General features: G+C 65.4%; 22 protein-coding genes and 2 tRNA genes. 22 read left to right on the forward strand and 2 right to left on the reverse strand.

Translation table 11 applies throughout. The features are described from left to right. Positions 1-19: 19 nt before the first annotated feature. From JY500_RS18235 to JY500_RS18290, 12 genes are all read left to right on the forward strand, one after another. Positions 20-1,318, forward strand: a complete 1,299-nt coding sequence (locus JY500_RS18235; protein WP_206254079.1) for a DUF6445 family protein — start codon at positions 20-22, stop codon at positions 1,316-1,318. A 64-nt stretch (positions 1,319-1,382) separates the two neighbouring features. Continuing rightward, complete coding sequence (gene ybgC / locus JY500_RS18240; RefSeq protein ID WP_206254080.1) at positions 1,383-1,826, forward strand: tol-pal system-associated acyl-CoA thioesterase; 444 nt, start codon at positions 1,383-1,385, stop codon at positions 1,824-1,826. After that, positions 1,823-2,500: a protein TolQ gene (gene tolQ, locus JY500_RS18245; protein WP_172203271.1), complete on the forward strand. Its 678-nt coding sequence runs from the start codon at positions 1,823-1,825 to the stop codon at positions 2,498-2,500. Before ybgC ends, tolQ begins: the two co-directional genes overlap by 4 nt. Positions 2,501-2,579: 79 nt before the next feature. Further along, positions 2,580-2,999: an ExbD/TolR family protein gene (locus tag JY500_RS18250; RefSeq protein ID WP_206254081.1), complete on the forward strand. Its 420-nt coding sequence runs from the start codon at positions 2,580-2,582 to the stop codon at positions 2,997-2,999. Positions 3,000-3,011: 12 nt separating this feature from the next. Then, on the forward strand, positions 3,012-3,854 hold the full coding sequence (locus tag JY500_RS18255) for an energy transducer TonB (RefSeq protein WP_246479684.1): 843 nt from the start codon (positions 3,012-3,014) through the stop codon (positions 3,852-3,854). A gap of 18 nt (positions 3,855-3,872) precedes the next feature. Then, a complete protein-coding gene (tolB, locus tag JY500_RS18260; protein ID WP_246479685.1) occupies positions 3,873-5,168 on the forward strand; it encodes a Tol-Pal system beta propeller repeat protein TolB in 1,296 nt (431 codons plus the stop codon). A 45-nt stretch (positions 5,169-5,213) separates the two neighbouring features. Next, positions 5,214-5,732 (forward strand): peptidoglycan-associated lipoprotein Pal, encoded by a 519-nt coding sequence (gene pal, locus JY500_RS18265; RefSeq protein WP_172203273.1) that lies wholly within the window; start codon positions 5,214-5,216, stop codon positions 5,730-5,732. A 2-nt stretch (positions 5,733-5,734) separates the two neighbouring features. Then, complete coding sequence (ybgF, locus tag JY500_RS18270) at positions 5,735-6,472, forward strand: tol-pal system protein YbgF (RefSeq protein ID WP_172203274.1); 738 nt, start codon at positions 5,735-5,737, stop codon at positions 6,470-6,472. Continuing rightward, positions 6,469-7,137, forward strand: a complete 669-nt coding sequence (gene queE / locus JY500_RS18275) for a 7-carboxy-7-deazaguanine synthase QueE (RefSeq protein ID WP_206254082.1) — start codon at positions 6,469-6,471, stop codon at positions 7,135-7,137. Before ybgF ends, queE begins: the two co-directional genes overlap by 4 nt. A 42-nt stretch (positions 7,138-7,179) precedes the next feature. Then, the gene (queC, locus tag JY500_RS18280) at positions 7,180-7,866 is read left to right on the forward strand and encodes a 7-cyano-7-deazaguanine synthase QueC (RefSeq protein WP_206254083.1); all 687 of its coding nucleotides are present in this window, start codon (positions 7,180-7,182) and stop codon (positions 7,864-7,866) included. 72 nt (positions 7,867-7,938) lie between these two features. Then, positions 7,939-8,014 (forward strand) — tRNA-Lys (locus JY500_RS18285). Between the two features lie 23 nt (positions 8,015-8,037). Then, positions 8,038-8,113 (forward strand) — tRNA-Lys (locus JY500_RS18290). Between the two features lie 53 nt (positions 8,114-8,166). Here JY500_RS18290 and JY500_RS18295 read toward each other — a convergent pair. Beyond that, complete coding sequence (locus tag JY500_RS18295) at positions 8,167-9,699, reverse strand: helicase HerA-like C-terminal domain-containing protein (RefSeq protein WP_206254084.1); 1,533 nt, start codon at positions 9,697-9,699, stop codon at positions 8,167-8,169. Between the two features lie 159 nt (positions 9,700-9,858). Here JY500_RS18295 and JY500_RS18300 point away from each other — a divergent pair, with 159 nt between their 5' ends. The 10 genes from JY500_RS18300 (at position 9,859) to JY500_RS18345 (ending at position 19,177) form a co-directional block, all read left to right on the forward strand. Further along, positions 9,859-10,584, forward strand: a complete 726-nt coding sequence (locus JY500_RS18300; protein ID WP_172203278.1) for a YebC/PmpR family DNA-binding transcriptional regulator — start codon at positions 9,859-9,861, stop codon at positions 10,582-10,584. A gap of 50 nt (positions 10,585-10,634) precedes the next feature. After that, positions 10,635-10,874, forward strand: a complete 240-nt coding sequence (locus JY500_RS18305; RefSeq protein ID WP_172203279.1) for a hypothetical protein — start codon at positions 10,635-10,637, stop codon at positions 10,872-10,874. A gap of 7 nt (positions 10,875-10,881) precedes the next feature. Beyond that, the gene (locus JY500_RS18310; protein ID WP_172203280.1) at positions 10,882-11,739 is read left to right on the forward strand and encodes a DMT family transporter; all 858 of its coding nucleotides are present in this window, start codon (positions 10,882-10,884) and stop codon (positions 11,737-11,739) included. Further along, positions 11,740-12,303: a crossover junction endodeoxyribonuclease RuvC gene (gene ruvC, locus JY500_RS18315; RefSeq protein ID WP_206254085.1), complete on the forward strand. Its 564-nt coding sequence runs from the start codon at positions 11,740-11,742 to the stop codon at positions 12,301-12,303. A gap of 81 nt (positions 12,304-12,384) precedes the next feature. Beyond that, positions 12,385-13,449: a hypothetical protein gene (locus JY500_RS18320; RefSeq protein ID WP_206254086.1), complete on the forward strand. Its 1,065-nt coding sequence runs from the start codon at positions 12,385-12,387 to the stop codon at positions 13,447-13,449. Positions 13,450-13,551: 102 nt separating this feature from the next. Then, positions 13,552-14,316 (forward strand): (Fe-S)-binding protein, encoded by a 765-nt coding sequence (locus JY500_RS18325; RefSeq protein WP_206254087.1) that lies wholly within the window; start codon positions 13,552-13,554, stop codon positions 14,314-14,316. Then, positions 14,313-15,725 (forward strand): LutB/LldF family L-lactate oxidation iron-sulfur protein, encoded by a 1,413-nt coding sequence (locus JY500_RS18330; protein ID WP_206254088.1) that lies wholly within the window; start codon positions 14,313-14,315, stop codon positions 15,723-15,725. The genes JY500_RS18325 and JY500_RS18330 overlap by 4 nt, the downstream gene beginning before the upstream one ends. Next, positions 15,722-16,330: a LutC/YkgG family protein gene (locus tag JY500_RS18335; RefSeq protein WP_206254089.1), complete on the forward strand. Its 609-nt coding sequence runs from the start codon at positions 15,722-15,724 to the stop codon at positions 16,328-16,330. The genes JY500_RS18330 and JY500_RS18335 overlap by 4 nt, the downstream gene beginning before the upstream one ends. A gap of 97 nt (positions 16,331-16,427) precedes the next feature. Continuing rightward, positions 16,428-17,630: a heme d1 biosynthesis radical SAM protein NirJ gene (nirJ, locus tag JY500_RS18340; protein ID WP_206254090.1), complete on the forward strand. Its 1,203-nt coding sequence runs from the start codon at positions 16,428-16,430 to the stop codon at positions 17,628-17,630. Continuing rightward, a complete protein-coding gene (locus JY500_RS18345) occupies positions 17,630-19,177 on the forward strand; it encodes a cytochrome D1 domain-containing protein (protein ID WP_206254091.1) in 1,548 nt (515 codons plus the stop codon). The genes nirJ and JY500_RS18345 overlap by 1 nt, the downstream gene beginning before the upstream one ends. Before the next feature lie 93 nt (positions 19,178-19,270). Here the strand turns inward: JY500_RS18345 and JY500_RS18350 are convergent, their stop codons facing one another. Beyond that, on the reverse strand, positions 19,271-24,100 hold the full coding sequence (locus JY500_RS18350; RefSeq protein ID WP_206254092.1) for an EAL domain-containing protein: 4,830 nt from the start codon (positions 24,098-24,100) through the stop codon (positions 19,271-19,273). Positions 24,101-24,110 lie beyond the last annotated feature (10 nt).

The raw sequence follows: 24,110 nt of genomic DNA on the forward strand, positions 1-24,110 counted from the left end.
CGGTGGGTAAAATGCGCCGATGAAAGCACGTCAGCCAGATCCGAATCTGTTCCTCGCGCAAGGAATGGCCTTGCATCAGCGGGGCCGCCTGCCAGAGGCGGTTCAGGCCTACCAGGCCGCCCTTCGCGCCGCCCCCAACCTGCATGCTGCGAGCAAGTACCAGGGTCTGGCACTTTTCCAGATGGGCTTGAGGGAGCCTGGGCTGGCGATGATGCGCCGCGCCGCAGAACAACTGCCGGACGATGCATCGGCCTTCTTCAACCTCGGGCAGGCGCTGTGCGAAATCGGACGTGATCGCGAAGGCCTCGCAGCGTTTGTACGCGCAGCCGAGATCGACCCGACGGAGACCGATACGCGGCGACGCATCGCCCAGCTTGCTGAGCGGCAGGGCGACCGAGCGCTTGCGATCACGCATCTGCGCGCCGTCGCCGAGCAACAGCCGGACGCCGCCGATGTGTGGGACGCGCTGTCGCAGCTTTGCTATTTTGAAGGCCAGCTCGAAAGCGCCGTGGATGCACATCGGCGTGCGGTAGCACTCAATCCAAAGATTCTCGATCAGCGGCGCATCGGCTACGCGGATCCGGACCCGGCGCTCGCGCCACGGACCATCCAACTGCAGCCGGACGCTGCACGCCATCCGTCGATGGCCAAGCCGGAGGCGCTTGCAGCCTTCGCCGAGGCAACCGGCCTCGCGATCGTCGAGGACGTACTCAAGCACCCGCTCGGCTACCGCGAACACGCGCTGGAGCAGGACTTCCAGCCCATCGTCTACGCCGGCCAAAATTTCCCCGGCTTGCAGACCAAGGGCACTGATCCGCAGGACATCATGGCCGTGGTCGCCAGCGCGCTGGGGCGGCGGGTCAAGTGGATATCTCCCGACACCGGCGCTTACCGCGTGTCTTACGCAGGCTCGACCGCACGAACCGACATCCACGTCGACAACGAAGACGGCGACAACTGGGATCGCTTCGCTGCGGTGCTCTACCTCAACCTGCCCGGTCAGGAACAAGGCGGCACGATGTTCTGGCGCCATCGCGATACCGGCTGGGAACGCCGTTTGCCGGACGAAGAAGTCCGCGCCGCGGGCTTCCGTAGCTTCAAGGCATTCCAGGAGCGCTGGCTGCCCAATCAGGCGAGCCGCCCATTCAACGAGATCGCCGACGGCCGCGACGCCTGGGAACCTATCGTCGAACTGCCGATGCGCAACAACCGCCTCGTTCTGTACCGCGGCCATTTCTTCCATTCGCTGTCGAACGTATTCGGCTCGACCCTGCAGGACGGGCGCCTGGTGCAGCTCTTCTTCTTTGAGCCGGCCTGAACGGACAAACTGTTGGTTACGTGTGGTTACCAGTGAGTAGGTGCCGGGCGTGTAAAATTGTGCGATGCATCGACACCACGCCCCGTCGCATCGCTTCGCGGTGCGCGTCTATTACGAGGACACCGACGCCGCTGGTGTCGTGTATTACGCGAACTATCTCAAGTTCTGCGAACGTGCCCGCACCGAGTGGCTGCGGGCACTTGGTTTTGAGCAGCAGATGCTGCGCGAGGAACGCGGACTGGTTTTCGTGGTCCGCAACGTCGAAGCCGAGTACCTCAAGAGCGGTGTGCTCGACGATGCGCTAACGGTAGAAACCTACGTTGCCGAAATGGGCCGCTCGAAGATCGTATTCGCCCAGACCGTCATGCGCGGCAGCGAACGCTTGTTTGAATCCCGTGTCAGCGTTGTCTGCGTGGACTGGAACAAACGCAAGCCCACCTCGGTGCCGCCTGACATCCGGACGCAGATGGCGTCCAACCTTGACTCTCATTCGGAATCCCATCGATGACCGGAAACGACGACCTTTCCATCCTTTCGCTGATCGCGCACGCCAGCATCGTCGTCCAGTTGGTGCTGCTGCTGCTGATCGTTGTGTCACTGATGTCGTGGTACTGGATTTTCCGCAAGGGCATCGCAATCCGCGCCGCGCGCGCGCGCACCACCGAGTTTGAACGCGAGTTCTGGAGTGGCGGCGACCTCGGCGCGATCTACCGCAGCGCATCGGCCTCGCGCGAAATGGTCGGGCCGCTGGGCCGCATCTTCGAAGCCGGCTATCGCGAATTCGCCAAGCTGCGCGGCCAGAACAACCTCGATGCCTCGGACATCATCGACGGCGCCCGCCGCGCGATGCGCGCCACCTACCAGCGCGAGCTCGACGACCTCGAAGCCCACACTGCGTTCCTCGCCTCCGCCGGTTCGGTGAGCCCGTATGTCGGCCTCTTCGGTACGGTGTGGGGCATCATGCACGCCTTCAAAGGTCTCGGTGACGTCGGCTCGGCCACCCTGTCGCAGGTCGCGCCCGGCATCGCTGAGGCGCTGGTTGCCACCGCAATCGGCCTCTTCGCTGCGATCCCGGCGGTGGTTGCCTACAACCGTTTTGCCTACGACATCGACCGCCTCGCCACCCGCTTCGAGAGCTTCCAGGAAGAATTCTCGAACATCCTGCAGCGCCAGTTGAAGTGATGGCCCCGCACTCAAGCATTCGTTCGCGGGCCCTCCAAGGCTCGCGCGCCGCCCGTGGGGCGACCCGGCAGGAGGCCCCATGAGCCGTCGTCCGCGCCGCATGATGAACCAGATCAACGTCGTGCCTTACATCGACGTGATGCTGGTGCTGCTGATCATCTTCATGGTGGCCACACCGATGATGACCACCGGCAATGTGAACCTGCCCTCGGTCGGCAAGGCGCCGCAGCCACCCGCTCAGCCCATCGAAGTGCATCTGGACGAGAACCTCCAGCTCTCGGTTGTCGACCGCGCACGCAAGGGCGCGCAGACGAAGGAGGTCAGCGAGAACGAGCTAGTCGGTCTGCTGCAGGACGCGCAGGCTCGTAACGCCGAACAGCCGGTGCTGATCGCTGCCGACAAGCGCGTGAAATACGAAGCCGTGATGAACCTGATGGATCTTCTGCAGAAGAATCAGGTGCAGAAGGTTGGCCTGCTGGTCCAGCAGGGCAAGCGCTGAGGACCGACCGGCATGGAGTTCAACCCCGCGCTGCGAACGCCCGAGGAGCCCGGCAAATGGCTCTCGGCGGGCATGGCCGCGCTGGTCCATCTGGTGCTCGTCGGCATCCTTTTCTGGGGCGTGAACTGGCAGCGTAAGGCGCCGGAATCCTTCGAGGTTGCACTGGTGCGTGCCAACACGCCCAGCGTTGCCGCGGAACCGCCACCTCCCCCGCCGCCAGCGCCGCGCGAAACCGCGCCGACGCCACCCCCGAAGCCCGAGCCCAAGGTGGAAGCCGAAGCACCCAAACCCGTCGCCAAGCCGGATATCGCGCTGCCGACGCCCAAGCCCGAAAAGAAGCCAGAGAAGAAACCCGAGCCCAAGCCGGAACCCAAGCCTGAGCCCAAGCCAAAGCCTGAACCCAAACCAGAACCCAAAACGAAGACCGACAAACGCGAAGCGCAACCGGATCTGCGCGCCGCAGCGGAAGCCGAATCCCGCGCGGTGCAGGCAAAGGCCGCCCGTGAAGCCGCCAAGGCTCAGCAGGATCGCGCATTGAAGGAAGAGATGGCACGCCTGTCCGGCGCCAAATCCGATCGCGCACGCGACGACTGGGTCAACAAGATTCGCGTCAAGGTGCGCGGCAACATCGTCGTGCCGCCCGGTCTTTCCGGCAATCCGGAAGCCGTATTCATTGTTGAGCAACTGCCGACCGGCGAAGTAATGGATGTCCGCCTGAAGACCAGTAGCGGCAACGCAACACTGGACGCCTCAATCGAGCGGGCGATCCGGAAATCCAGCCCGCTGCCCCTGCCGGACAAGAGTGATCTGTTCGAGCGCCGTCTGGAGCTGGCCGTACGCCCGCTCCAGCAGTAGGAATCCCGAAGGCCTGCAATGACTTATAATCGCAAGATGCTCTCCCGACGTGACTTCCTCCACACCGGCGCCGCTGTCGCCGGTCTTGCGGCAGTTCCGGCACACGCGCAGCTGCGCATCGAGATTACCGGTGCCGGCGCAAGGCAGTTTCCGATCGCAGTCGCCGCGTTCGATGGCGAAGGCCTGCTGCCGCGCTCGATCTCGGATGTGGTGCGTGCCGACCTTGAGCGCTGCGGGCTCTTCCGCATCGTCGAAACCGGCCCGCAGCCGGTGGGCGAAACCGCCAAGATCGATTTCGGAAACTGGAAATACCGTGGCGCCGACGCCTTTGTGGCGGGGAGCGTCACGCGCATGGCCGACGGCCGGCTGGCCGTGCGCTTCCGCCTGTTCGACACGACCAAGGCAAGCGATCTGGGCGGGCTCGAACTGACGATCCTGACCGAACAGTTCCGCTATGCGGCTCACCGCATTGCGGACTGGGTCTACGAAAAACTGCTCGGCGAGCCGGGCGTTTTTTCAACGCGGATTGCCTACGTCGTCAAGAACGGTCGCCAGTATCAGCTGCAGATCGCCGATGCCGACGGCCAGAACGCCAACGCCGCGCTGGTCTCGGATGACCCGATCATTTCTCCGGCCTGGTCGCCTGATGGTACGCGTCTGGCCTATGTGTCCTTCCAGACCAAGAAGCCCGTCATCTACATCCATACCCTGGCGACGCGGCAACGCACGGTGCTCTCGAACTTCAAGGGCTCGAACTCGGCGCCGGCCTGGGCCCCCGACGGCAGCCGCCTGGCGGTGGTGCTGACCAAGGACGGTTTGTCGCAGATTTACGAATTGCGCACCGATGGCAGCGGGCTGCGGCGCCTGACGCAATCGAACGGCATTGACACGGAACCGCACTACTCGCCGGACGGTCAATTCCTCTATTTCACGTCGGATCGGGGCGGTTCGCCGCAGGTTTACCGGATTCCGGCGAGCGGCGGCGAAGCAGCTCGCGTCACTTTCGACGGCAGCTACAACGTCAGCCCGCATGTATCGCCGGACGGCAAGACGCTCGCCTACCTGACGCGCAGCGAAGGCCGCTTCCGCATCGCATTGATGGATCTGGCATCGCAGCAGGTTCAGATCATTACCGACTCGGACAAGGACGAGTCGCCGAGTTTCGCGCCAAATGGCCGTCTGATCCTCTATGCCACCGAGGTCGGCGGGCGCGGCGTTCTGTCTGCGGTGTCCGCCGACGGGCGCGTCAAGCAGCGCCTCTCGGGTTTCTCCGGCGATGTCCGGGAACCCGCGTGGGGCCCGCTGCCAAAATGAGTGGCATGGGCACTAAATTTTTGAATAACACAGGAGCTTCACATCATGCGTAACCTGCTTCTCCCCTCCCTGCTCGCAGCTGCTCTCGCCGCTTGTAGCACCGCCCCGACCGAGACCACCGCGCCGGTCGCCGACACCAAGCCGACCAAGCCGGCCGAAGTCACCAAGCCGGCCGAGCCGGTCAAGGTTGACCCGCTGGCTGCGCTCAAGGATCCGAACAACATCCTGTCGCACCGCAACGTCTACTTCGACTTCGACAAGTACGACATCCGCGTGATCTATCAGCCGATGATCGAAGCGCACGCCAAGTTCCTGGTTTCGAACCCGCAGCTGAAGGTCCTGATCCAGGGTAACGCCGACGAGCGTGGCTCGCGTGAATACAACCTCGCGCTCGGCCAGAAGCGTGCGGAAGCCGTCAAGAAGGCGATGGGCCTGCTCGGCGCTAAGGATGCTCAGATGGAAGCAGTGTCGCTCGGCGAAGAGAAGCCGAAGGCTACCGGCCATGACGAAGCTTCGTGGGAGCAAAACCGTCGCGCAGACGTGCTGTACTCGGGCGAGTACTGATAATGCGCGGCATTGCGCTCGCAATGCTGCTCGGCGCGGTTGCCCTTCCGGCCCGCGCCGGGCTTTTTGACGACGACGTCGCGCGCAAGCAGATCGAAAGCGTGCGGATCGATCATGAAAACCGGCTGGGAACGCTCGAAGCCTCGGCCCGTGGTCAGATTGAACTGGCCAACCAGATCGAAGCACTGAAGCAGGAACTCGCAAAGCTGCGAGGCCAGATGGAAGTGCTGACGAACGATCTGGATCAGGCGCAGAAACGTCAGCGCGATTTCTATGTCGACCTCGACACGCGACTGCGCAAGTTCGAGACCGCTGCGGTCGCACCTGACGCCTCGCAGTCGGCACCGGCTACCCCTGCCGCCGACCCGGCCAACGAAACACGCGACTACGAAGCCGCGTTGAATCTGGTCAAGGCGGGCAAGAACAAAGACGCAGCAGCAGCCTTCATTGCCTTCACCAAGGCCTACCCGAAGAGCAGCTTCCTGCCCAGCGCCAACTTCTGGGCCGCTTCCGCGCTCTACCAGCAACGTGAAGTCGCCGAAGCCGCGCGCTACTACGGCAAGACCGCCGAAAGTTGGCCCGATGACGCTCGCGCACCGGACGCCTTGCTTGGCCTGTCGAACTGCCAGACGGAGCTCGGTGACAAGAAGGGCGCACGCGCATCGCTCGAGAAGATCGTATCGAAGTACCCGTCCAGCCCTGCCGCACAAACCGCGAAGCAGCGCCTGGGCAAGAAATGAGCAACCCCGTATCGTCGGTCGGCGCAACACGATTGCGCCTGACCGAAATCTTCTTTTCGCTGCAGGGTGAATCCACCCGCGTCGGCTTGCCAACCGTCTTCATCCGCCTGACCGGCTGCCCACTGCGCTGCGTGTGGTGCGACACGACCTACTCCTTTACCGGCGGCGAGTGGTACACGATCGACGCGATACTCGCCGAGACCGCGCGCCACCGCACCCGCACGGTATGCGTCACCGGTGGCGAACCGCTTGCCCAGAAAGCCTGCCTGCCGTTGCTGACCGCCCTGTGCGACGCGGGCTACTCGGTGTCGCTGGAAACCTCGGGCGCGCTCGATATTGGCGCGGTCGATCCGCGTGTATCGCGCATCATGGATTTGAAGGCACCCGGATCCGGTGAAGTCGCGCGAAACCTCTTCGCCAACATCCCGCTGCTGCGATCCGACGATGAAGTGAAAATCGTCCTCGCCGACGAAACCGATTATCTCTGGGCGAGGGAGCAAGTCGCCAGCCATAAGCTGACCGAGCGCTGCACGGTGCTGCTGTCGCCGGTCCAGGGTGCCTTGTCGCCGGCACAGCTGGCCGAATGGGTACTGCGCGATCAGCTCACCGTTCGCATGCAGGTACAGCTGCACAAGGTGATCTGGGGCAACCAGCCCGGACGCTGAGCCCTACGGCTCAAGACGCACACAATGCATCAAGGAACGACCATGACCGAACGACGCGCCGTCGTCCTGCTTTCTGGCGGACTCGACTCGGCAACCTGCCTCGCCATTGCTCGCGCGGAGGGCTTCGTCCCGTATGCGCTATCCGTCTCATACGGCCAACGGCACGCCGCCGAACTGCAGGCCGCGACACGCGTCGCCGCCGCACTGGGCGCGCGAGAACACCGCACCGCGCAGGTCGACCTCGGCCAATTCGGCGGCTCGGCGCTCACCGATGCAGCTATCGCCGTACCCACCGGCGGCATCGAAGCCGGCATACCGGTCACCTACGTGCCGGCCCGCAACACCGTGATGTTGTCGCTCGCGCTCGGCTGGGCCGAAGTGCTCGGCGCCAACGACATTTACGTCGGCGTGAACGCTGTCGATTACTCCGGCTACCCCGACTGTCGCCCGGAGTTCATCGCCGCCTTCGAAGCGATGGCCAATCTCGCCACCAAGGTCGGCGTTGAGGGCGCGCGCATGCACATCCACGCCCCGCTCATCGAACTCTCGAAGGCTCAGATTGTGCAGCGCGGCGTGGCGCTCGGCGTCGATTACGGCATCACCGTATCGTGCTATCAGGCCGACGACGAAGGCCGCGCCTGCGGTGAGTGTGATGCCTGCCGGCTGCGCCGGGCCGGTTTCGAAGCGGCAGGGATTTCGGACCCGACCCGTTACCGCCCGTCACGCTGATTTCCGCCGGCGCTGTCGGCGGTGTTGACAGGAGAAAGTCCGGGACCTATAATTATTTGCTCTGTTTGGCCTGGGTCGGTAGCTCAGTCGGTAGAGCAGCGGACTTTTAATCCGTTGGTCGCGAGTTCGAGTCTCGCCCGACCCACCAGTCCGAACAATGCAAGACCCTTTGGGGGTATAGCTCAGTTGGTAGAGCAGCGGACTCTTAATCCGTAGGTCCAAGGTTCAAGTCCTTGTGCCCCCACCAGATACAAGAAAAAGCCCAGTCTACGGACTGGGCTTTTTCGTTGGCGCTTGTCGTCAGCGGCGGCGTGAAGACGAGCCGCCCAAAATCGACCCGAGCACCCCACGGACGATTTCGCGGCCAACCTGGCTGCCTAGCGTGCGGACGACGCTCTTCGCTGCGGTCTGCACCAAACCATCGTGCTGCGCGCCACGCGGGCCGGTTGTACCGAACAGAATCCCACTCAGCACGCTGCTGAGTCCGCCCCCTTCGGCGGGCGCTTGGCCCGGTGCCTGCGTGCCATTCGCGGCCTTGCCCGCCCCATTGCCGCCAGCCGGGGCGCCACGCAGACGCTCATAGGCGGATTCACGATCGAGTACTTCTTCGTAGTGGCCGTACAGCAGCGACCCTTTGATCACCGCATCGCGCTCGGCGGCGGTCAGCGGGCCGATGCGCGTACCCGGTGCGGTGATGAACGCGCGCTCGACCACCGCTGGACGCCCCTTGTCGTCGAGGAATGACACCAGGGCCTCACCAACACCCAATTCGGTGATTGCAGTTGCAGCGTCGAACTTCGGATTCGCGCGCAGCGTCTGCGCCGCTGTCTGTACCGCTTTCTGGTCGCGCGGCGTGAAGGCGCGCAGCGCATGCTGCACGCGGTTGCCAAGCTGGCCCAGCACCGTGTCGGGAATGTCGAGCGGGTTCTGCGTCACGAAATAGACGCCCACGCCCTTGGAGCGAATCAGGCGCACCACCTGTTCGATCTTCTCCAGCAGAGCAGGCGGCGCCTCGTTGAACAGCAGATGCGCCTCATCGAAGAAAAACACCAGCTTCGGTTTGTCGAGGTCGCCCACTTCCGGCAGATGTTCGAACAGCTCGGCCAGCATCCACAGCAGGAAGGTGGAATACAGCCGCGGCGAGCCATACAGCTTGTCTGCCGCCAGGATGTTGATGACGCCGTGGCCCTTCTGATCGGTCTGCATCAGGTCGGCGATGTCGAGCATCGGCTCGCCAAAGAACTTGTCCGCCCCCTCCTGCTCGATCGACAGCAGACCGCGCTGGATCGCGCCGATCGACGCCGCGGAGACGTTGCCGTACTCGGTGGTGAATTGTTTCGCGTTGTCGCCGACGTGCTGAACCATCGCGCGCAGGTCTTTCATGTCGAGCAACAGCAGGCCGTTGTCGTCGGCAATCTTGAAGACCAGCTGCAGCACGCCGGCTTGCGTGTCGTTGAGGTTCAGCAGGCGCGCAAGCAACAGCGGGCCCATGTCCGAAATCGTTGCCCGCACCGGATGCCCGGCGGCGCCGAAGACATCCCAGAACACGGTCGGGCAGGCCTCGAAGGCTGGCAAATCAATACCCAACTGCTCGGCGCGCGCCTTGAGCTTGGGCGTTTCAGTGCCGGCTGCGCCAAGGCCGGAGAGATCCCCCTTCACATCGGCCATGAACACCGGTACACCGATGCGCGAGAAAGATTCGGCGAGCTTCTGCAGGGTCACCGTCTTGCCGGTACCCGTGGCGCCAGTGATCAGGCCGTGGCGATTGGCAAGCTGGGGCAGCAGGGCGATGTCCTGCTGGTCGACGCGGGCAATGACGAGCGGTTCGGTCATGGCGGACTCCGGAGGGCTGCGAGGATTTGGCCGCGAGCGTAGCACGAGCAGCGGGCCTCTCCGCTAGCCCGCCATGATGCAGCGCAAGCCGCACCGGCCGCGCCACCCTGGCCTGCGGTGTAGAATTACCGGCTTTGCGATTAACCGGAAATCTGGATCATGGCGGGTCACTCGAAATGGGCCAACATCCAGCACCGCAAGGGCCGTCAGGACGCCAAGCGGGGCAAGGTGTTCACCAAACTGATCAAGGAAATTACGGTCGCGGCCAAGATGGGCGGCGGCGACCTTACGGCCAACCCGCGTTTGCGGCTGGCCGTCGACAAGGCTAAGGCCGAGTCGATGCCGAAGGACAACATCGAGAACGCGATCAAGCGCGGCACCGGCCAACTTGAAGGCGTCACGTATGAAGAATGCCGCTACGAGGGCTACGGCATCGGCGGCGCGGCGGTGATGGTCGATTGCCTCACCGACAACAAGGTTCGCACCGTAGCGGACGTGCGCCATGCCTTCTCGAAGTACGGCGGCAACATGGGCACCGACGGCTGCGTGGCGTTCCAGTTCAAGCACTGCGGCACCCTGCTGTTCGCACCGGGCACCAGCGAAGACGCGCTGATGGATGCCGCGCTTGAAGCGGGCGCGGAAGACGTTGTGACGAACGACGACGGCTCGATCGAAGTCGTGACCGGTCCGTGGGAATTCTCGGCCGTGAAGGAAGCGCTGGAAGCAGCCGGCTTCAAGGCCGAGTTCGGCGAAGTCACGATGAAGGCGCTGAATGAAACGGTGCTCGCAGGCGACGAAGGCGAACGCATGCAGAAGCTGCTCGACGCACTCGACTCGCTGGACGATGTGCAAGAGGTCTACACCTCGGCCGCAATCGACGAGTGATTCACCCCCAGCCGGGCGCACCCTGCGCCCGGCAAACCCGGAGCTTCCGGATGAGCAATGCCCCGGTGATTGAACGGCGTACGGACAGCGCACTGCGCGCCAAGGTCGACGCCGCTTACGCGCTGATCGCCCCGTTCTTCGACCCCTCGAACCAATGGGCCGGCCGTTCGCAAGACATGCTTGCCTACCGCACGCTACGCGATCGCATGCCCGAACTCGACGCGAGCCAGGCACATCTGATCGTCAGCGTTGCCCGACGCATGGCGCGCGAGCGCGGACAGCCGAGCTGATCGCCGCATGGCACGCCTGACCCCGCTGCTCTTCGTGCTGCTGTGGAGCAGCGGCTTCATCGGCGCCAAGCTTGGCCTGCCCTACGCCGAGCCCCTGACCTTCCTGCTGCTGCGCTACCTGTTGGTGATTGCGCTGCTGTCGCTGCTTGCCTTCGCCACCCGCGCGCCGTGGCCACGCGATGCGCGCCAGATCGCGCATATCGGCGTAAGCGGGCTGTTGGTCCATGCGCTCTACCTTGGGGGTGTATTCACCGCGATCCACCATGGCCTGCCGGCGGGTATCACGGCCCTGGTGGTCGGCATACAGCCCCTGCTGACGGCGCTTGTTGCCGGCCTGTTGCTCGGCGAGCACGTGAGCAGGCGGCAGTGGGCCGGCCTCGCGCTTGGCTTCGCCGGCGTAGCGATGGTGGTCGCACACAAGACCGGCAGTGTTGAACTGGCCACGCTGGGCGGCATGATCCTGCCCGCGCTTGCAGCCCTGCTGGGCATTACGCTCGGTACGCTGTATCAGAAGCGCTTCTGCCCGCACTTCGATCTGCGCACTGGCGCCGTCGTGCAGTTCGGCGCCAGTGCGCTGGTGACCTTGCCGGTCGCGCTCGCCACCGAGTCGATGCATGTGCAGTGGCATGGCGCCTTTGTCTTCGCGCTCGGCTGGCTCGTTCTGGTGCTCTCAATCGGTGCGATCACGCTGCTGAACCTGCTGATCCGCCGCGGCAGCGCGGTTAACGTGGCGCGGCTGTTCTATCTGACGCCGCCAACGACCGCGCTGCTCGCATGGGCGATATTCGGCGAAACGCTCACCGGGCTCGCGCTCGCCGGCATGGCCGCGGCGGTCACCGGCGTGTGGCTCGCAAAGGGGCGCTGAATGGAGTCGATCGACGCGATCCGTATCCTCGGCATCGACCCGGGCTTGCAGAGCACCGGCTTTGGCGTGATCGACAAGCACGGGTCAAAACTCAGCTATGTCGCCAGCGGCTGTATCCGCACCAACGAGCGCGAGCCACTGCCGCAGCGCCTTGGCGTGGTGTTCGACAGCATCCGTGAAGTGATCGCCAAGTACGCCCCGCACCAGGCAGCGATCGAAGAAGTCTTCCTCAACAAGAATCCGTGGTCGACGCTGTTGCTGGGCCAAGCACGCGGCGCCGCGATTGCAGCGATGACGACCGCCGGCCTGCCGGTGGCGGAATACGGCACGATGCAGATCAAGAAGGCCGTCGTCGGCCAGGGCCGTGCCACGAAGGATCAGGTGTCGCACATGGTGGTGCGCCTGCTCACCCTCGGCGGCGTGCCGCAGTCGGACGCGGCCGATGCTTTGGCGTGCGCGATTTGCCATGCGCATACCGGGCACGGCTTCGGCATTGCCACGCCAGCAGGCGGCCGTCGCCGCGGAGGGCGCGTGCTGCCGCCGGGCGCGAAGCCTCTCAGGTGACGTTAGTCACACGGGGACGATGCATCTTCTGGGACTATCCCGAAGTCATTGCCCAGTATCCATATCAAGGAAGCCGCCACTATGTTTCAGAGTTCCACGATTCCCGTGTTGCTCACCACTGCAGCTCTCAGCTTAACGCTTGCCGCCTGCGGTGGCGGCGGTGCCGGCGAACCGCCGCCACCGTCGCCACTGCCCACCGACAATACCCCGACCGAGATCACTAGCGACAACATGAACATGATCGCAGCATCAGGCATGTTGAGCGCCGGCATTGCCACCTTCGACGCGTGGCTAGGTGGTTTCTCCGGCGCTAACGCCTCATCAATCGTCCTGCGACAATTCAACGCTGCAGTGGCGGTCATCCCCGCGAGCACGCGCATCTCCCGGTCTCAGGCAACGCCCCCCGAATTAGCGATGTCGCCGCCTCGTCCGCCAGAGCTGCTCATACCAATCTCCAAATCACCGTGTCCTGACGGTGGGAACATAGATATCTCCGTTCTGGACTCCAACGGCAACAGTCTGGCGGACCAGAATGAGCCCTTCCGAGTGACGGCGAACACATGCAAGGACGGCGACGAGACGGCTAGCGGGTACTTTGAGATCTTCATCACGTCGCTGACTTGGGAGGGCGACGTTGTGTCGTCAGCTGACTACGTCGTCAGTCTTTCTTCGTTCACGGCGAGCAAAGGGAGCCGAAGCAACAGTCTCGGTGGCACCCTGAGTGTCAAACTGCGTAGCGTTGCAGGGCATTCTGAAACCACGATGCAAGGCACGCCTTCCATCATGCACAGCGATGGCGAGCGCCAACTTCCCATCGGCTACCTCGACAATAGCTACCACGCAACTGTCACCAAGCTTGATGCAGGCGTACAGGTGGACTTTTCTTCTCGCTCACGACTTGGTGACGGCGGAGTCAACACACCGTTAAGCGGTTTGGTCCTGACTCGAACGACAAACCCAATTCGGTATTCTGCAGACAGAAAGATCGTATCGGGCACCATACGAATCTCACTTGAGGGTAAACCCGCGACGCTCGACATTAACTTTGCCGACGACGCCGCCACCGTAGCGCTCGACGTTGACGGCGACGGCACTGTCGATACAACACGCATCCTGACGCGTCAAGCTCTAGAAGCGGTGTTCTAGCGCAGAACGCTCCACCGCCCCCCCAAGGTGGGGCGACTTGCACTTGAGTCATTCTCCCCCCGCGCCTATCGTGGCACCAGTTCACGACGGGAGACCCGGACGATGCAACATGGCACACCGCGGGTGGGTTTGTTCGCCACCTGCCTGATGAACGTCTTCCGCCCGAACATCGGCTTCTCGGCGGTCGCATTGCTCGAACGCGCGGGCTGCAAGGTATCGGTGCCGATGGAGCAGACCTGCTGCGGCCAGCCGGCCTGGTCGGCGGGTGATGACGACACTGCTCGCGCGCTGGCGCGTCAGGTAATCGAACAGTTCGAGGGCTTCGACTACGTCGTCGCCGCCTCGGGCTCCTGCATCGGCACGCTGCGCAAATACCCCGAGATGTTCGCATCCGACCCGGACTGGGCGCCCCGCGCACTGGCGCTGGCGGGCAAGTCACACGAGCTGCTGAGCTTTCTTGCGGATGAGCTTAAGGTGAATGTCGATAGTGCCTATCCGGGCCGCGCGAGCTACCACGATTCCTGCAGCGGCCTGCGGGAGCTGGGCGTGAAATCACAGCCCCGTTCGCTGCTGGGCAAGGTGAAGGGCCTGTCGCTGCTGGAGATGGACGACGCGGAGGTGTGCTGCGGTTTCGGTGGCAGCTTCTGCGTGAAGTACCCGGCGATTTCGGAAAAGATGGTGGACGACAAGATCCGCTCGCTGGAAGCGACCGGCGCGGACACCCTGCTGGGCGGCGATCTGGGCTGCTTGCTGAACATCGCCGGGCGGCTCAAACGCAAGGGATCGCGCATCCGCGTGCTGCATACCGCCGAGGTGCTCGCCGGCCGCGCAGATGGCCCCGCGATCGGGGACGAGGAGCCGCGATGAATCCCGCCGCCGGTAGCTTCGAATCGCGCGCGGCGCTCGCACTGAAGGACGCCTCGCTGCAGAAGGCACTCGGCAACTTCAAGCCACTGTTCGTCGCCAAGCGTGCCAGCGCGGTGGCCGAGCTGGCGGACTTCGAGGCGCTGCGCGAGCGCGCGGCGCAGATCAAGAATGCGGTGCTCGGCGAACTCGACGTATGGCTGGAACGCTACGCCGCCGCGGTAGAGGCCGCCGGCGGCAAGGTGCATTTCGCCAGTGATGCGGCCGAGGCGCGCGAGATCATCCTCGGCATCTGCCGCGACGCCAACGCGAAGACGATCTGCAAGGGCAAGTCGATGGTCAGCGAGGAGATCGCGCTGAACCCGGCACTGGAAGCCGCGGGCTACGAGGTCGTCGAGACCGATCTGGGCGAGTACATCATCCAGCTCGCGCAGGAGCCGCCCTCCCACATCATCGCGCCGGCAATCCACAAGACGCGCGAGCAGGTGGCGGACCTCTTCGAGGCACACCACCCCGGTCGGCCGCGCGAAGAATCCGTCGCCGGGCTGGTGAATGAAGCGCGCCATGTGCTGCGCGAGAAGTTCTTCCGGGCCGATGTCGGCATCACCGGCGGCAACTTCCTGATCGCCGAAACCGGCAGCAGCGTCATCGTCACCAACGAGGGCAATGGCGACCTGTCGCAGACGCTCGCGCGGGTGCATATCGTCACCTCCGGCATCGAGCGCGTGCTGCCGACGCTCGACGATCTCTCGGTGTTCCTGCGCATTCTCGCGCGCAGCGCGACCGGGCAGGACACCGAGTGCTACACCACGATCTCGACCGGCCCGCGGCGCGCGGGCGACCCGGACGGGCCGCAGGAATACCACGTCGTACTGGTCGACAACGGCCGCTCGAAGATGCTGGGCGGCAAGTTCCGCGACATGCTGCGCTGTATCCGCTGCGGTGCTTGCATGAACCATTGCCCGGTATACAGCGCCATCGGCGGCCACGCCTACGGCTGGGTTTATCCGGGACCGATGGGGGCAATCCTGACACCGCTGTTCAACGGCGTGGCCGAGCACTACGACCTGCCCAACGCCTGCACGCTCAACGGCCGCTGCCAGAGCGTGTGCCCGGTGAAGATTCCGCTCACCGAGCTGATCCGCACGCTGCGCAGCGAACAGGTGAAAGCGGGCCTGATGCCGGCGCGGCAACGCACGCTGCTGGCCGCCTGGGGCTGGGTCGCGCGCCAGCCAGGCCTCTACCACGCGCTGGAGCGCTTCGGCAGCCGGCTGCTGCGGGCACGCGCCGGCCGTGCCGGCCGAATCCGCGCCCTGCCCGGCGCGACGGCCTGGACGCAAGGCCGCGATCTGCCAGCGCCGGCGGGTGAGACCTTCCTCGAACAGTGGCGCAAGCAACGAGGTGAGGCATGAGCCGGGACGCCGTATTCGCCAGCATTCGCGCATCGCTCCAGGGCGCACCGCGCGTCGAGCAGCCAGCGCCGGTCCGGCACCACCCTGCGCCAAACGAACCAGCATCGCTGGCGCGCTTCCTCGAACGCGCCGCCTTCCACGCCTGCACGCATGAGCGGATCGCAACACTGGATGAGCTGCCAATGCGCGCACTAGCGTGGTTGGAATCGCGCACGCCGCTCACTACCTTGTGGATGGCGTCGCCGCTTGCTGAGCTTGCATGGCCGGCAACGCTCGCGCGCAGAAGCGATGCCGCCGCAAAGGACACCGTTGCCGCCGTATCGCTCGCATTCGCCGGCATTGCCGATAGCGGCACCTTGGTGATGTGCAGTGGCCCGGAATCGCCGATCACGCACAACTATGTGCCGGAATTCCATGTGATCGCGCTGCGCATCGCCGACCTCGTCGCGAATCAGGAAGCGGTGTGGGCCCGCCTGCGCGAGCGTGGCGCAATGCCCCGCGCACTGAACCTGATCGCCGGCCCCTCGCGCACTGGCGATGTCGAGCAGACGATACAGATCGGTGCGCACGGGCCGCGCGCAGTTCACATCGTGCTGGTCGGCTGAGGGCCCACACCCATCGCGTTTGCGCCGTTGATGGCAGTCAAGGCTGGCCCGGGAGCCGCCGCCTAACCTGAATCGAACGACAGGGGGAGCCGGCGGTATGTTTCGCATCAGCCAGTACATGCAATTGATCGCCGCGCTCGAACGCGGCGAGGCCCCGCCGCGTACTCGCGCCGGACAGCTCAGCGGCCCGGTCGTGATCTGGAACCTGATCCGCCGCTGCAATCTCACCTGCCGGCACTGCTACTCGATCTCGGCCGATACCGACTTCCCCAACGAGCTGAGCACCGAAGAGGTGTTCCGCACGATGGACGATCTTCACGCCGCCGGCGTGCGGGTGCTGATCCTCTCCGGCGGTGAGCCGCTGCTGCGGCCGGACATCTGGCAGATCGCCGACCGCGCGAAGGCGAAGGGCTTCTATGTCGGGCTGTCGACCAACGGCACGCTGATCGACGCAGCCCTTGCCGAGCGCGTCGCGGCGCAGGGCTTCGACTATGTGGGCATCAGCCTCGACGGCATCGGCGCGACGCACGACCACTTCCGCCGCAAGGAGGGCGCGTTCGACGCCTCGCTCGCCGCAATCCGCCTGCTTCACGCGCGGGGCGTGAAGGTCGGCGCTCGCTACACGATGACCGAGGGCAACGCGCACGATTTCGAACCGCTGCTCGATCTGTGCGAGCGCGAGGGGATCGACAAGTTCTACTTCTCGCACCTGAACTACGCCGGACGCGGCAACAAGAACCGCAAGACGGATGCGCAGCACGCGACGACGCGGCGCGCGATGGTGACCTTGTTTGCGCGGGCCTTGACCGACGCCTTGGCCGGCGGCGCCCGCGAATACGTCACCGGCAACAACGATGCCGACGGCGTGTTCCTGCTGCAGTGGGTGCATCGCCACTTCCCGCAACACCATGCGATCGTCGCCGAGCGACTGGTGCGCTGGGGTGGCAACGCGTCGGGCGTGAATGTCGCGAACATCGACAACCTTGGCGTCGTGCATCCGGACACGATGTGGTGGCACCACCCGCTCGGCAACGTGAAGGATCGCGCCTTCGGCGAGATCTGGGCCGACACGTCCGACCCGCTGATGGCCGGCCTCAAGCAGCACCCGCGCCCGGTCACCGGCCGCTGCGGCGCCTGCGCCTATCTGGCGATCTGCAACGGCAACACCCGCACCCGCGCCCAGCAACTGACCGGCGACTTCTGGGCCGAAGACCCGGGCTGCTACCTGAGTGATGAGGAGATTGGTGTCGAGCCCATGCCCTCCGCGCGTGGCGTGATCCCGCTCGTCGAGGCCCGCTGATGCGCCGCCTGCTCGCTGCCGCGCTGCTGAGCGCCGCCGCCCTCGCGCAGGCCGCCGACCCCGCCGCGCTGTTCCAGCAGCACTGCGCCAGCTGCCACGGCGCCGACCGGCTCGGCATCATGGGCCCGGCGCTGCTGCCGGAGAGCCTCGAACGGCTGAAGAAGCCGGAGGCGATCAAGACCATCCGTGACGGCCGCGCCGCAACGCAGATGCAGGGCTTCGCCGACCGCCTCGCGCCCGCTGATATCGAGGCGCTGGCGGGCTGGCTCTACACGCCAGTGGAGCCCGCGCCGCATTGGACCGAGGCCGACACCGCCGCGTCGCGCGTCGTGCACTTCGCACCGGGCAGCCTGCCCGACACGCCTCAGTTCAAGGCCGATCCGCTGAACCTCTTCGTCGTCGTCGAGGCCGGCAACTCGACGGTCAGCATCCTCGATGGAGACCGCTTCGAGCGCCTGGACCGCTTTCCGTCGAAATTCGCGCTGCACGGCGGGCCCAAGTTCACACCGGATGGCCGCTACGTGTTCTTCGCCTCGCGCGATGGCTGGGTCTCGAAGTACGACCTCTACAACCTCAAGACCGTCGCCGAGATCCGCGTCGGCCTCAACACCCGCAACGTCGCCGTGTCCGCAGACGGGCATTTCGTCGCCGCAGCCAACACCCTGCCGCGCACCATCGTGCTGATGGACGCCGACCTCAAGCCGATCAAGACCATCGCCGTCGCCAACCTCAAAGGTGATCAGCCCTCGCGCGTTGCCGCGATCTACGACGCCGGCCCGCGCAAGAGCTTCGTCGCCGCGCTGCGCGACATCCCCGAGCTGTGGGAGATCAGCTACGACCCAAAGGCCGAGCCGATCCACGACGGCTATGTGCACGACTTCAAGATGGGCGAGGCGATCGCCAAGCCCGGCTATCTGAACGTGCGGCGCGTTCCGCTCGAAGAGTCGATGGAAGACTTCTTCTTCGACCCGCCCTACCGCAACGCGATCGGCGCGGCGCGCAGCGGTGGCCGCGCGCAAGTCGTCAATCTCGACGCCCGCATCAAGGTCGCCGAACTGCCGGTCGCCGGCATGCCGCATGTCGGCTCGGGCATCACCTGGGCCTATGAAGGCACGACCGTGCTCGCCACGCCAAACCTGCGCGAGAGCGTGATCTCGGTGATTGACCTGAAGAGCTGGCGCGAGATCGCGCAGATCCCCGCGCTCGGCCCCGGCTTCTTCCTGCGCAGCCACAGCAGCACGCCCTACGCCTGGGCCGACGCGATGATGAGTCCTAAGAAGGACACGATGCTCTTGATCGACAAGGCCACGCTCAAACCCGCCGGCACGATCACGCCCGCCCCCGGCAAGACCGCCGCCCATGTCGAGTTCGACCGCAGCGGCCGCCACGCGGTGGTCAGCATCTGGGAGCGCGAAACCGACGGCGGCGCGCTGGTGATCATCGACGCGAAGACGCTGAAGGAAGTCAAACGCCTGCCCGCCGACAAGCCGGTCGGCAAGTACAACGTCTGGAACAAAACGCAGAAGGACGAAGGTACGAGTCACTGACCTGTACTGCCTCGGCACGCGGAAATACACCGCATAACGGGGAGATCACCGCGCGACACCGAGGCACAAGCCATCAGTCGGTGGCCGCCTACCTCAGACGATGCCAATCAACGCACGCACGCGCCCGAAGAGTTGGTCACGTGTCGCCTGCATCAGCTTGAACTCGCGCTGCGCAAAGTCCCGCTCGCCAGCGTTCAGATGGGCGGCGATGGTGTCGGCCTGAACATGCAACTGGTCGTGCAGCACACGTATGCTGGCCACGCCCGCGCGCTGCGTTGTGCCCTCGTGCGCGAGCCAACGTCCGAGTCGGCACTCGGTCACTTCCAGATACGGGAAGTGGGCTGCGCCGTCGGGCTGTACCAGCACGGCGCGAATGCGATCCATCCACTGGTAGTGCTCAACTTCAGCACCGAGCAGGGCAAAGTCCTCGCGCGCGAGGTGCGGCACCTGCTCGCCCCAGCTCGGGAAGGGCCGATAGTCGCGCGCCCACGCGACCAGCTCGTGCGCCGGCATCGGGCGCGCGATCGCATAACCCTGTGCCTGGTCGCAACCCAGCGCGAGCAGGATCAGGCCGTGCTGCTCGGTCTCCACCCCCTCGGCGACCACCGTGCGGCGGAACACGCGGGAAAGGCCGATCACCCCTTCCACGATCGCAAGGTCTTCGGGGTCATGCAGCATGTCGCGGATGAAACTCTGGTCGATCTTGATGACCTCGGCCGGCAGGCGCTTGAAGTAGGAGAGCGAGGAATAGCCGGTGCCGAAGTCGTCGATCGCAGCACCAATGCCGAGCCGCTGGCAGGCTTCGATAACGCTGCCGACGTGCTGCAGATCTTCGATCGCCGCGGTTTCGAGAATCTCCAGCTCCAGCGACTGCGCCGACACCTCCGGGTACGCCAGCAAGGCTTGCTCGATGAAGCCGACCAGGTTGGCGCTCTGCAGATGGCGCGCCGCGATGTTCAAGCTCACACGCAAGCGGAGGCCTTCTGCCTGCCAGGCACGCAGGCAGCGCAGCGCCTCGCCGATCACCCACTCGCCCAGCGTGATCGACAGCGGGTGGTCCTCGATCTGGGGCAGGAAGGCGGACGGCGGCAGCAGTCCGCGCTCGGGATGTTGCCAACGCACCAGCGCTTCGGCGCCAACCACCTTGCCAGCGCGAAGGTCGACGCGAGGCTGGAAGTGCAGCACCAGCTCGCCAGCAGCGATGGCCGCACCGATCCGGCTGATGAGTGCGCGCTCCTCGCGCGCGCGGCGGTCGAGTTCGGCATCGAACAGGTGATAGCGATTGCGCCCGCCCTGCTTCGCGACATACATGGCCTGGTCCGCGTGGCGCAGCAAGGTGTCGGGATCAGCGCCGTCGGCCGGATACACCGTGACACCGATGCTCGCCGAGATTTCCACCACCGAGCCTTCGAGGCGATATGGCGCCGCCACTTCAGCGAGCACGCGCCGCAGCGCCTGTTCGCATTCGCCGAAGTCGTCCAGGTCGCGCAGCAGCAGCACGAATTCGTCGCCGCCGATGCGCGCGACGGTATCGCCACCACGCAGCACGCCGCGCAAGCGACCCGCCACATCCACCAGCAGCACGTCACCCGCCTCGTGGCCCAGATGGTCATTGACCGCCTTGAAGCCATCCAGATCCAGATAGGCCACCGCCAGCATCGCCTGCGAGCGCTCGGCCTGCTGCAAGGCCATCTGCAGGCGGTCGGCAAGCAGCACGCGATTCGGCAGCCGCGTCAGCGCGTCGTAGTGGGCCAGATGGGCAAGCCGCTGTTGCTGCTCCTTGATCAGCGTGACGTCGTTGAACACCACGATGCCGGCAATCACGCTGCCGTCCGCAGCGCGAACCGGTGCCGCGTTGGCGGTGATCCAGCGGTCGCGCCCCTCGGCATCGCGCACGATCAACTCGGCGTTCTCGGTGACCTCCTCACCCTGCACCGCGCGCGCGATCGGCCAGTGCTCCATGGCGCACGGGCTGCCATCGGAGTTGAACACCTGCCAGCCTTGCATGAACGCGCTGACGGACTGCTCGTCCTCACCCGGCGCCATGCCGCGAAGATGAATCGCAGCGGGGTTGGCAATGCGCAGACGCATGCTCGGCGCATCGACGATCACGATGCCTGCAGGCGATTGGGCGATCGCCGCCTGAAGCAGCGCCCAGGCGCGCTCGCGCTCTGCCTCCGCCTGGTGGCGGGCGGTCACATCTTCCCCGATGCTGGCGACACCGATCACCGCGCCATCGGCATCGCGCAGCAAGGTGTTGTTCCAGGCGATGTGGCGTACGCTGCCATCGCGGCAGCAGATCTCGTTTTCGAACTGGTCGACGCCGCGCCCTTCAGCCAGGAGCGCCCTGAACACCTTTCGCACCGTGTCGCGCTGCGCCACCGATACCGTATGTTCAAACCAGTCCTGGCCGACCAGCTCATCACTGCGGTAGCCCAGCAACTCAAGCAGGAAGGCGTTGCAGAAAGTGACCCGCCCCTGCAGATCGAGTTGCACCGCTGCAAGCTTCACGTTCGCCAGCATCTCGCTGAAACGTCGCTCCGACGCACGCAGTTGTGCCTCGACCCGCTTCACGCCAGTGATGTCGGCCGCCGAGAGCACCACCGCCAGCACCCTCCCGTTTTCGAACACCGGCGTCAGCTCGGTCAGGTAGTCGTGCGAGCGCCCTTGGGGGTCCGACAAGGCGTACTCCAGCGTATAGCTGGTGGCGCTGCGCCAGACTTGCTGAAGGCTGGCCGTGATGCGCCCCTGCATGGCCGGCGGGAACCATGAAGCCAGCCGGGTTCCCAGCACCTCCGCCTCGGTGACACCCTCGTAGGTGCGGTTCACGAAACGGATCACACCATCGGCATCAATTTCGTAAAGATAGGCCGACGCGCTCGAGGTGATCGCCCTCAGGCGCCGTTCGCTCACCGCCAGTTGTTCCGATACCGCGTGCCGCGCTGTGATGTCGAGCGCAACGCCGCGCAACAGGCTGTAGCCCTCGCGTTCCGGCATGCGCGTGACGATGTTCTGCAGCCACAGGTAACGCCCGTCCTGTGCCTGGACTCGGAACTCCAGCTCGAAAGCGGACTCGTTGCTCTGCATCGCTTCGGACAGGCGCGCTTTCACCGCTTCGCGGTCATCCGGGTGGGTGCGCTGCAGCCAGAAATCCGGCCCCAGCCAGTCGGCCACCGGGTAGCCCAGCAGCGGCACCACCCGCTCGCTGATGAAGAGCATCCCGCGCGGCCCGCGCTCGGCTTCCCAGATCACGCCGTTGAGCGAATTGACCAGCTCGACGTAGCGGCGCTGCGCGGCGCTCAGCTCGGCGGTGCGACGCTCCACGAGCTCTTCGACGCGCCGGGTGCGCCCCGCCGAGGTGAGCACGAACGCGACAAGCAGCGCGCTGCCCACCAGCCCGAAAAGCGGCGCCCACCAGCGCAGAACGCCGCTCTGCGCGGCAAGGTAGGCATGCTGCGCGGCAACCCGCAGCGTCCAGGATCGATCGGCGACATTGAACGACGCGCGCGATACGAATGCACCGTCGTCGAGCGTTTCACAACCGGCCGCACCGGCAATCCGCAATGGCGCCCGGTCGCTGGTGTCGGACAGGCAGACCAGCAGGCCGGGTGGTGTGGATGCGGCAAGGTGCTGAACCAGATCATCGAGCGAGAAGGCGACGAAGATGACGCCTCCCGGCTCACCGCCAACCTTGCCATCGCCGCCAGCGCGGCCGTGGGGCAGGTACACGACAATGCCGCGTTCATCCGCCCGCCGCTGCTGGGCAAGGCGGAAGGGTTGCGTCGCCGCCGCGCGATCGCTCTCCAGCGCGCGCGTGGACGCTTTGCGGGAAGCATCGACGGTGAACACGTCCAGGCCCAAGGCATCGCGGTTCCCGCCAAGCGGCTCGACCGCCGTGATGACCAGCCGCTGCCGCGCCTCACCCGGCGGAGCGGGGCGGCGCACCCCGGCGGCATCGCGCACGATGATCCGGAAGTCCGCCAGCCCCGACGCACGCTGCCGTGCAACCAGGGCCGGCAGATCACGCGCCGCAACGATCTCGGCGCGACCCAGCGCCAGCACGGCGGCATCGCGCGCAAGCCATGGGCGGACAAAACGGCTGAACTCCTCGCGCGTCACATCGTCGGAGTTCTCGATGAACTGACGCATGCTGAACAATGCATCGACGGGTGACTGCAAGCTGTCGCGCAAACCACGCAGCATGAAGGCCGCGTCGCGCTCGAGTGCGCGATCAACCCGGCTGCGCTCCCACGCGCTGAACTGCAGGAAAAGCACCACCAGCGCGACCAGCGCCACGGCAATCGGCAGGCCGACGGCAAGACGCCGGCCATGCCAGCTATCGCCACGGCGGGCAAGAACCAACAGCGTCAGCGGCGCAAAGCTGATCGCGCCAAGGGAATCGCCGAGCCACCAGTTCCACCACGAGAAAGGCAGTTCGCCCAGGGGAAGCCGGCCAAGGCCGTATAGCGCGGGCAACGCCAGGCTCGCCGCGACGGCGCAGCTCAGGATGACCGCCCCCAGAAAGCGCATCACGTCGAGCGGCTCGTCGAGCCGCAGCGAACCGCCCACCAGCCGCATCACCAGCCCGCGGCCGCACCAGGCCTGCAGGGTCACGGCCAGTGCCACCGCGCCGGCCGGGACGGGCAGCAGCGCCGCGGAAAGCGCGTAACCGTGGGCAAGATTGACCAGCAGTGCACCGAAGAAGACGCCAGGCAACAGCCGGCATCCGAAGATCAGCACCACGCCCAGCGCAATGCCCGCCGGCGGAAACAGCGGCGAGGCATAGCCCGGTGGCACGGCGAGCATCAGGCTGAGCAGCCCCGCGATGAGGTAGGCGCTTGCCAGCGCGGCGTTGGCGCGCAGCAAGGCAAGGCCGCCGATCTCGCGCTCACTGCCCTCCGGTTCGCAGACCTCTCCGACCATGCCCGACCTG

The organism is Niveibacterium microcysteis (genome assembly GCF_017161445.1).
Taxonomy (GTDB): domain Bacteria; phylum Pseudomonadota; class Gammaproteobacteria; order Burkholderiales; family Rhodocyclaceae; genus Niveibacterium; species Niveibacterium microcysteis.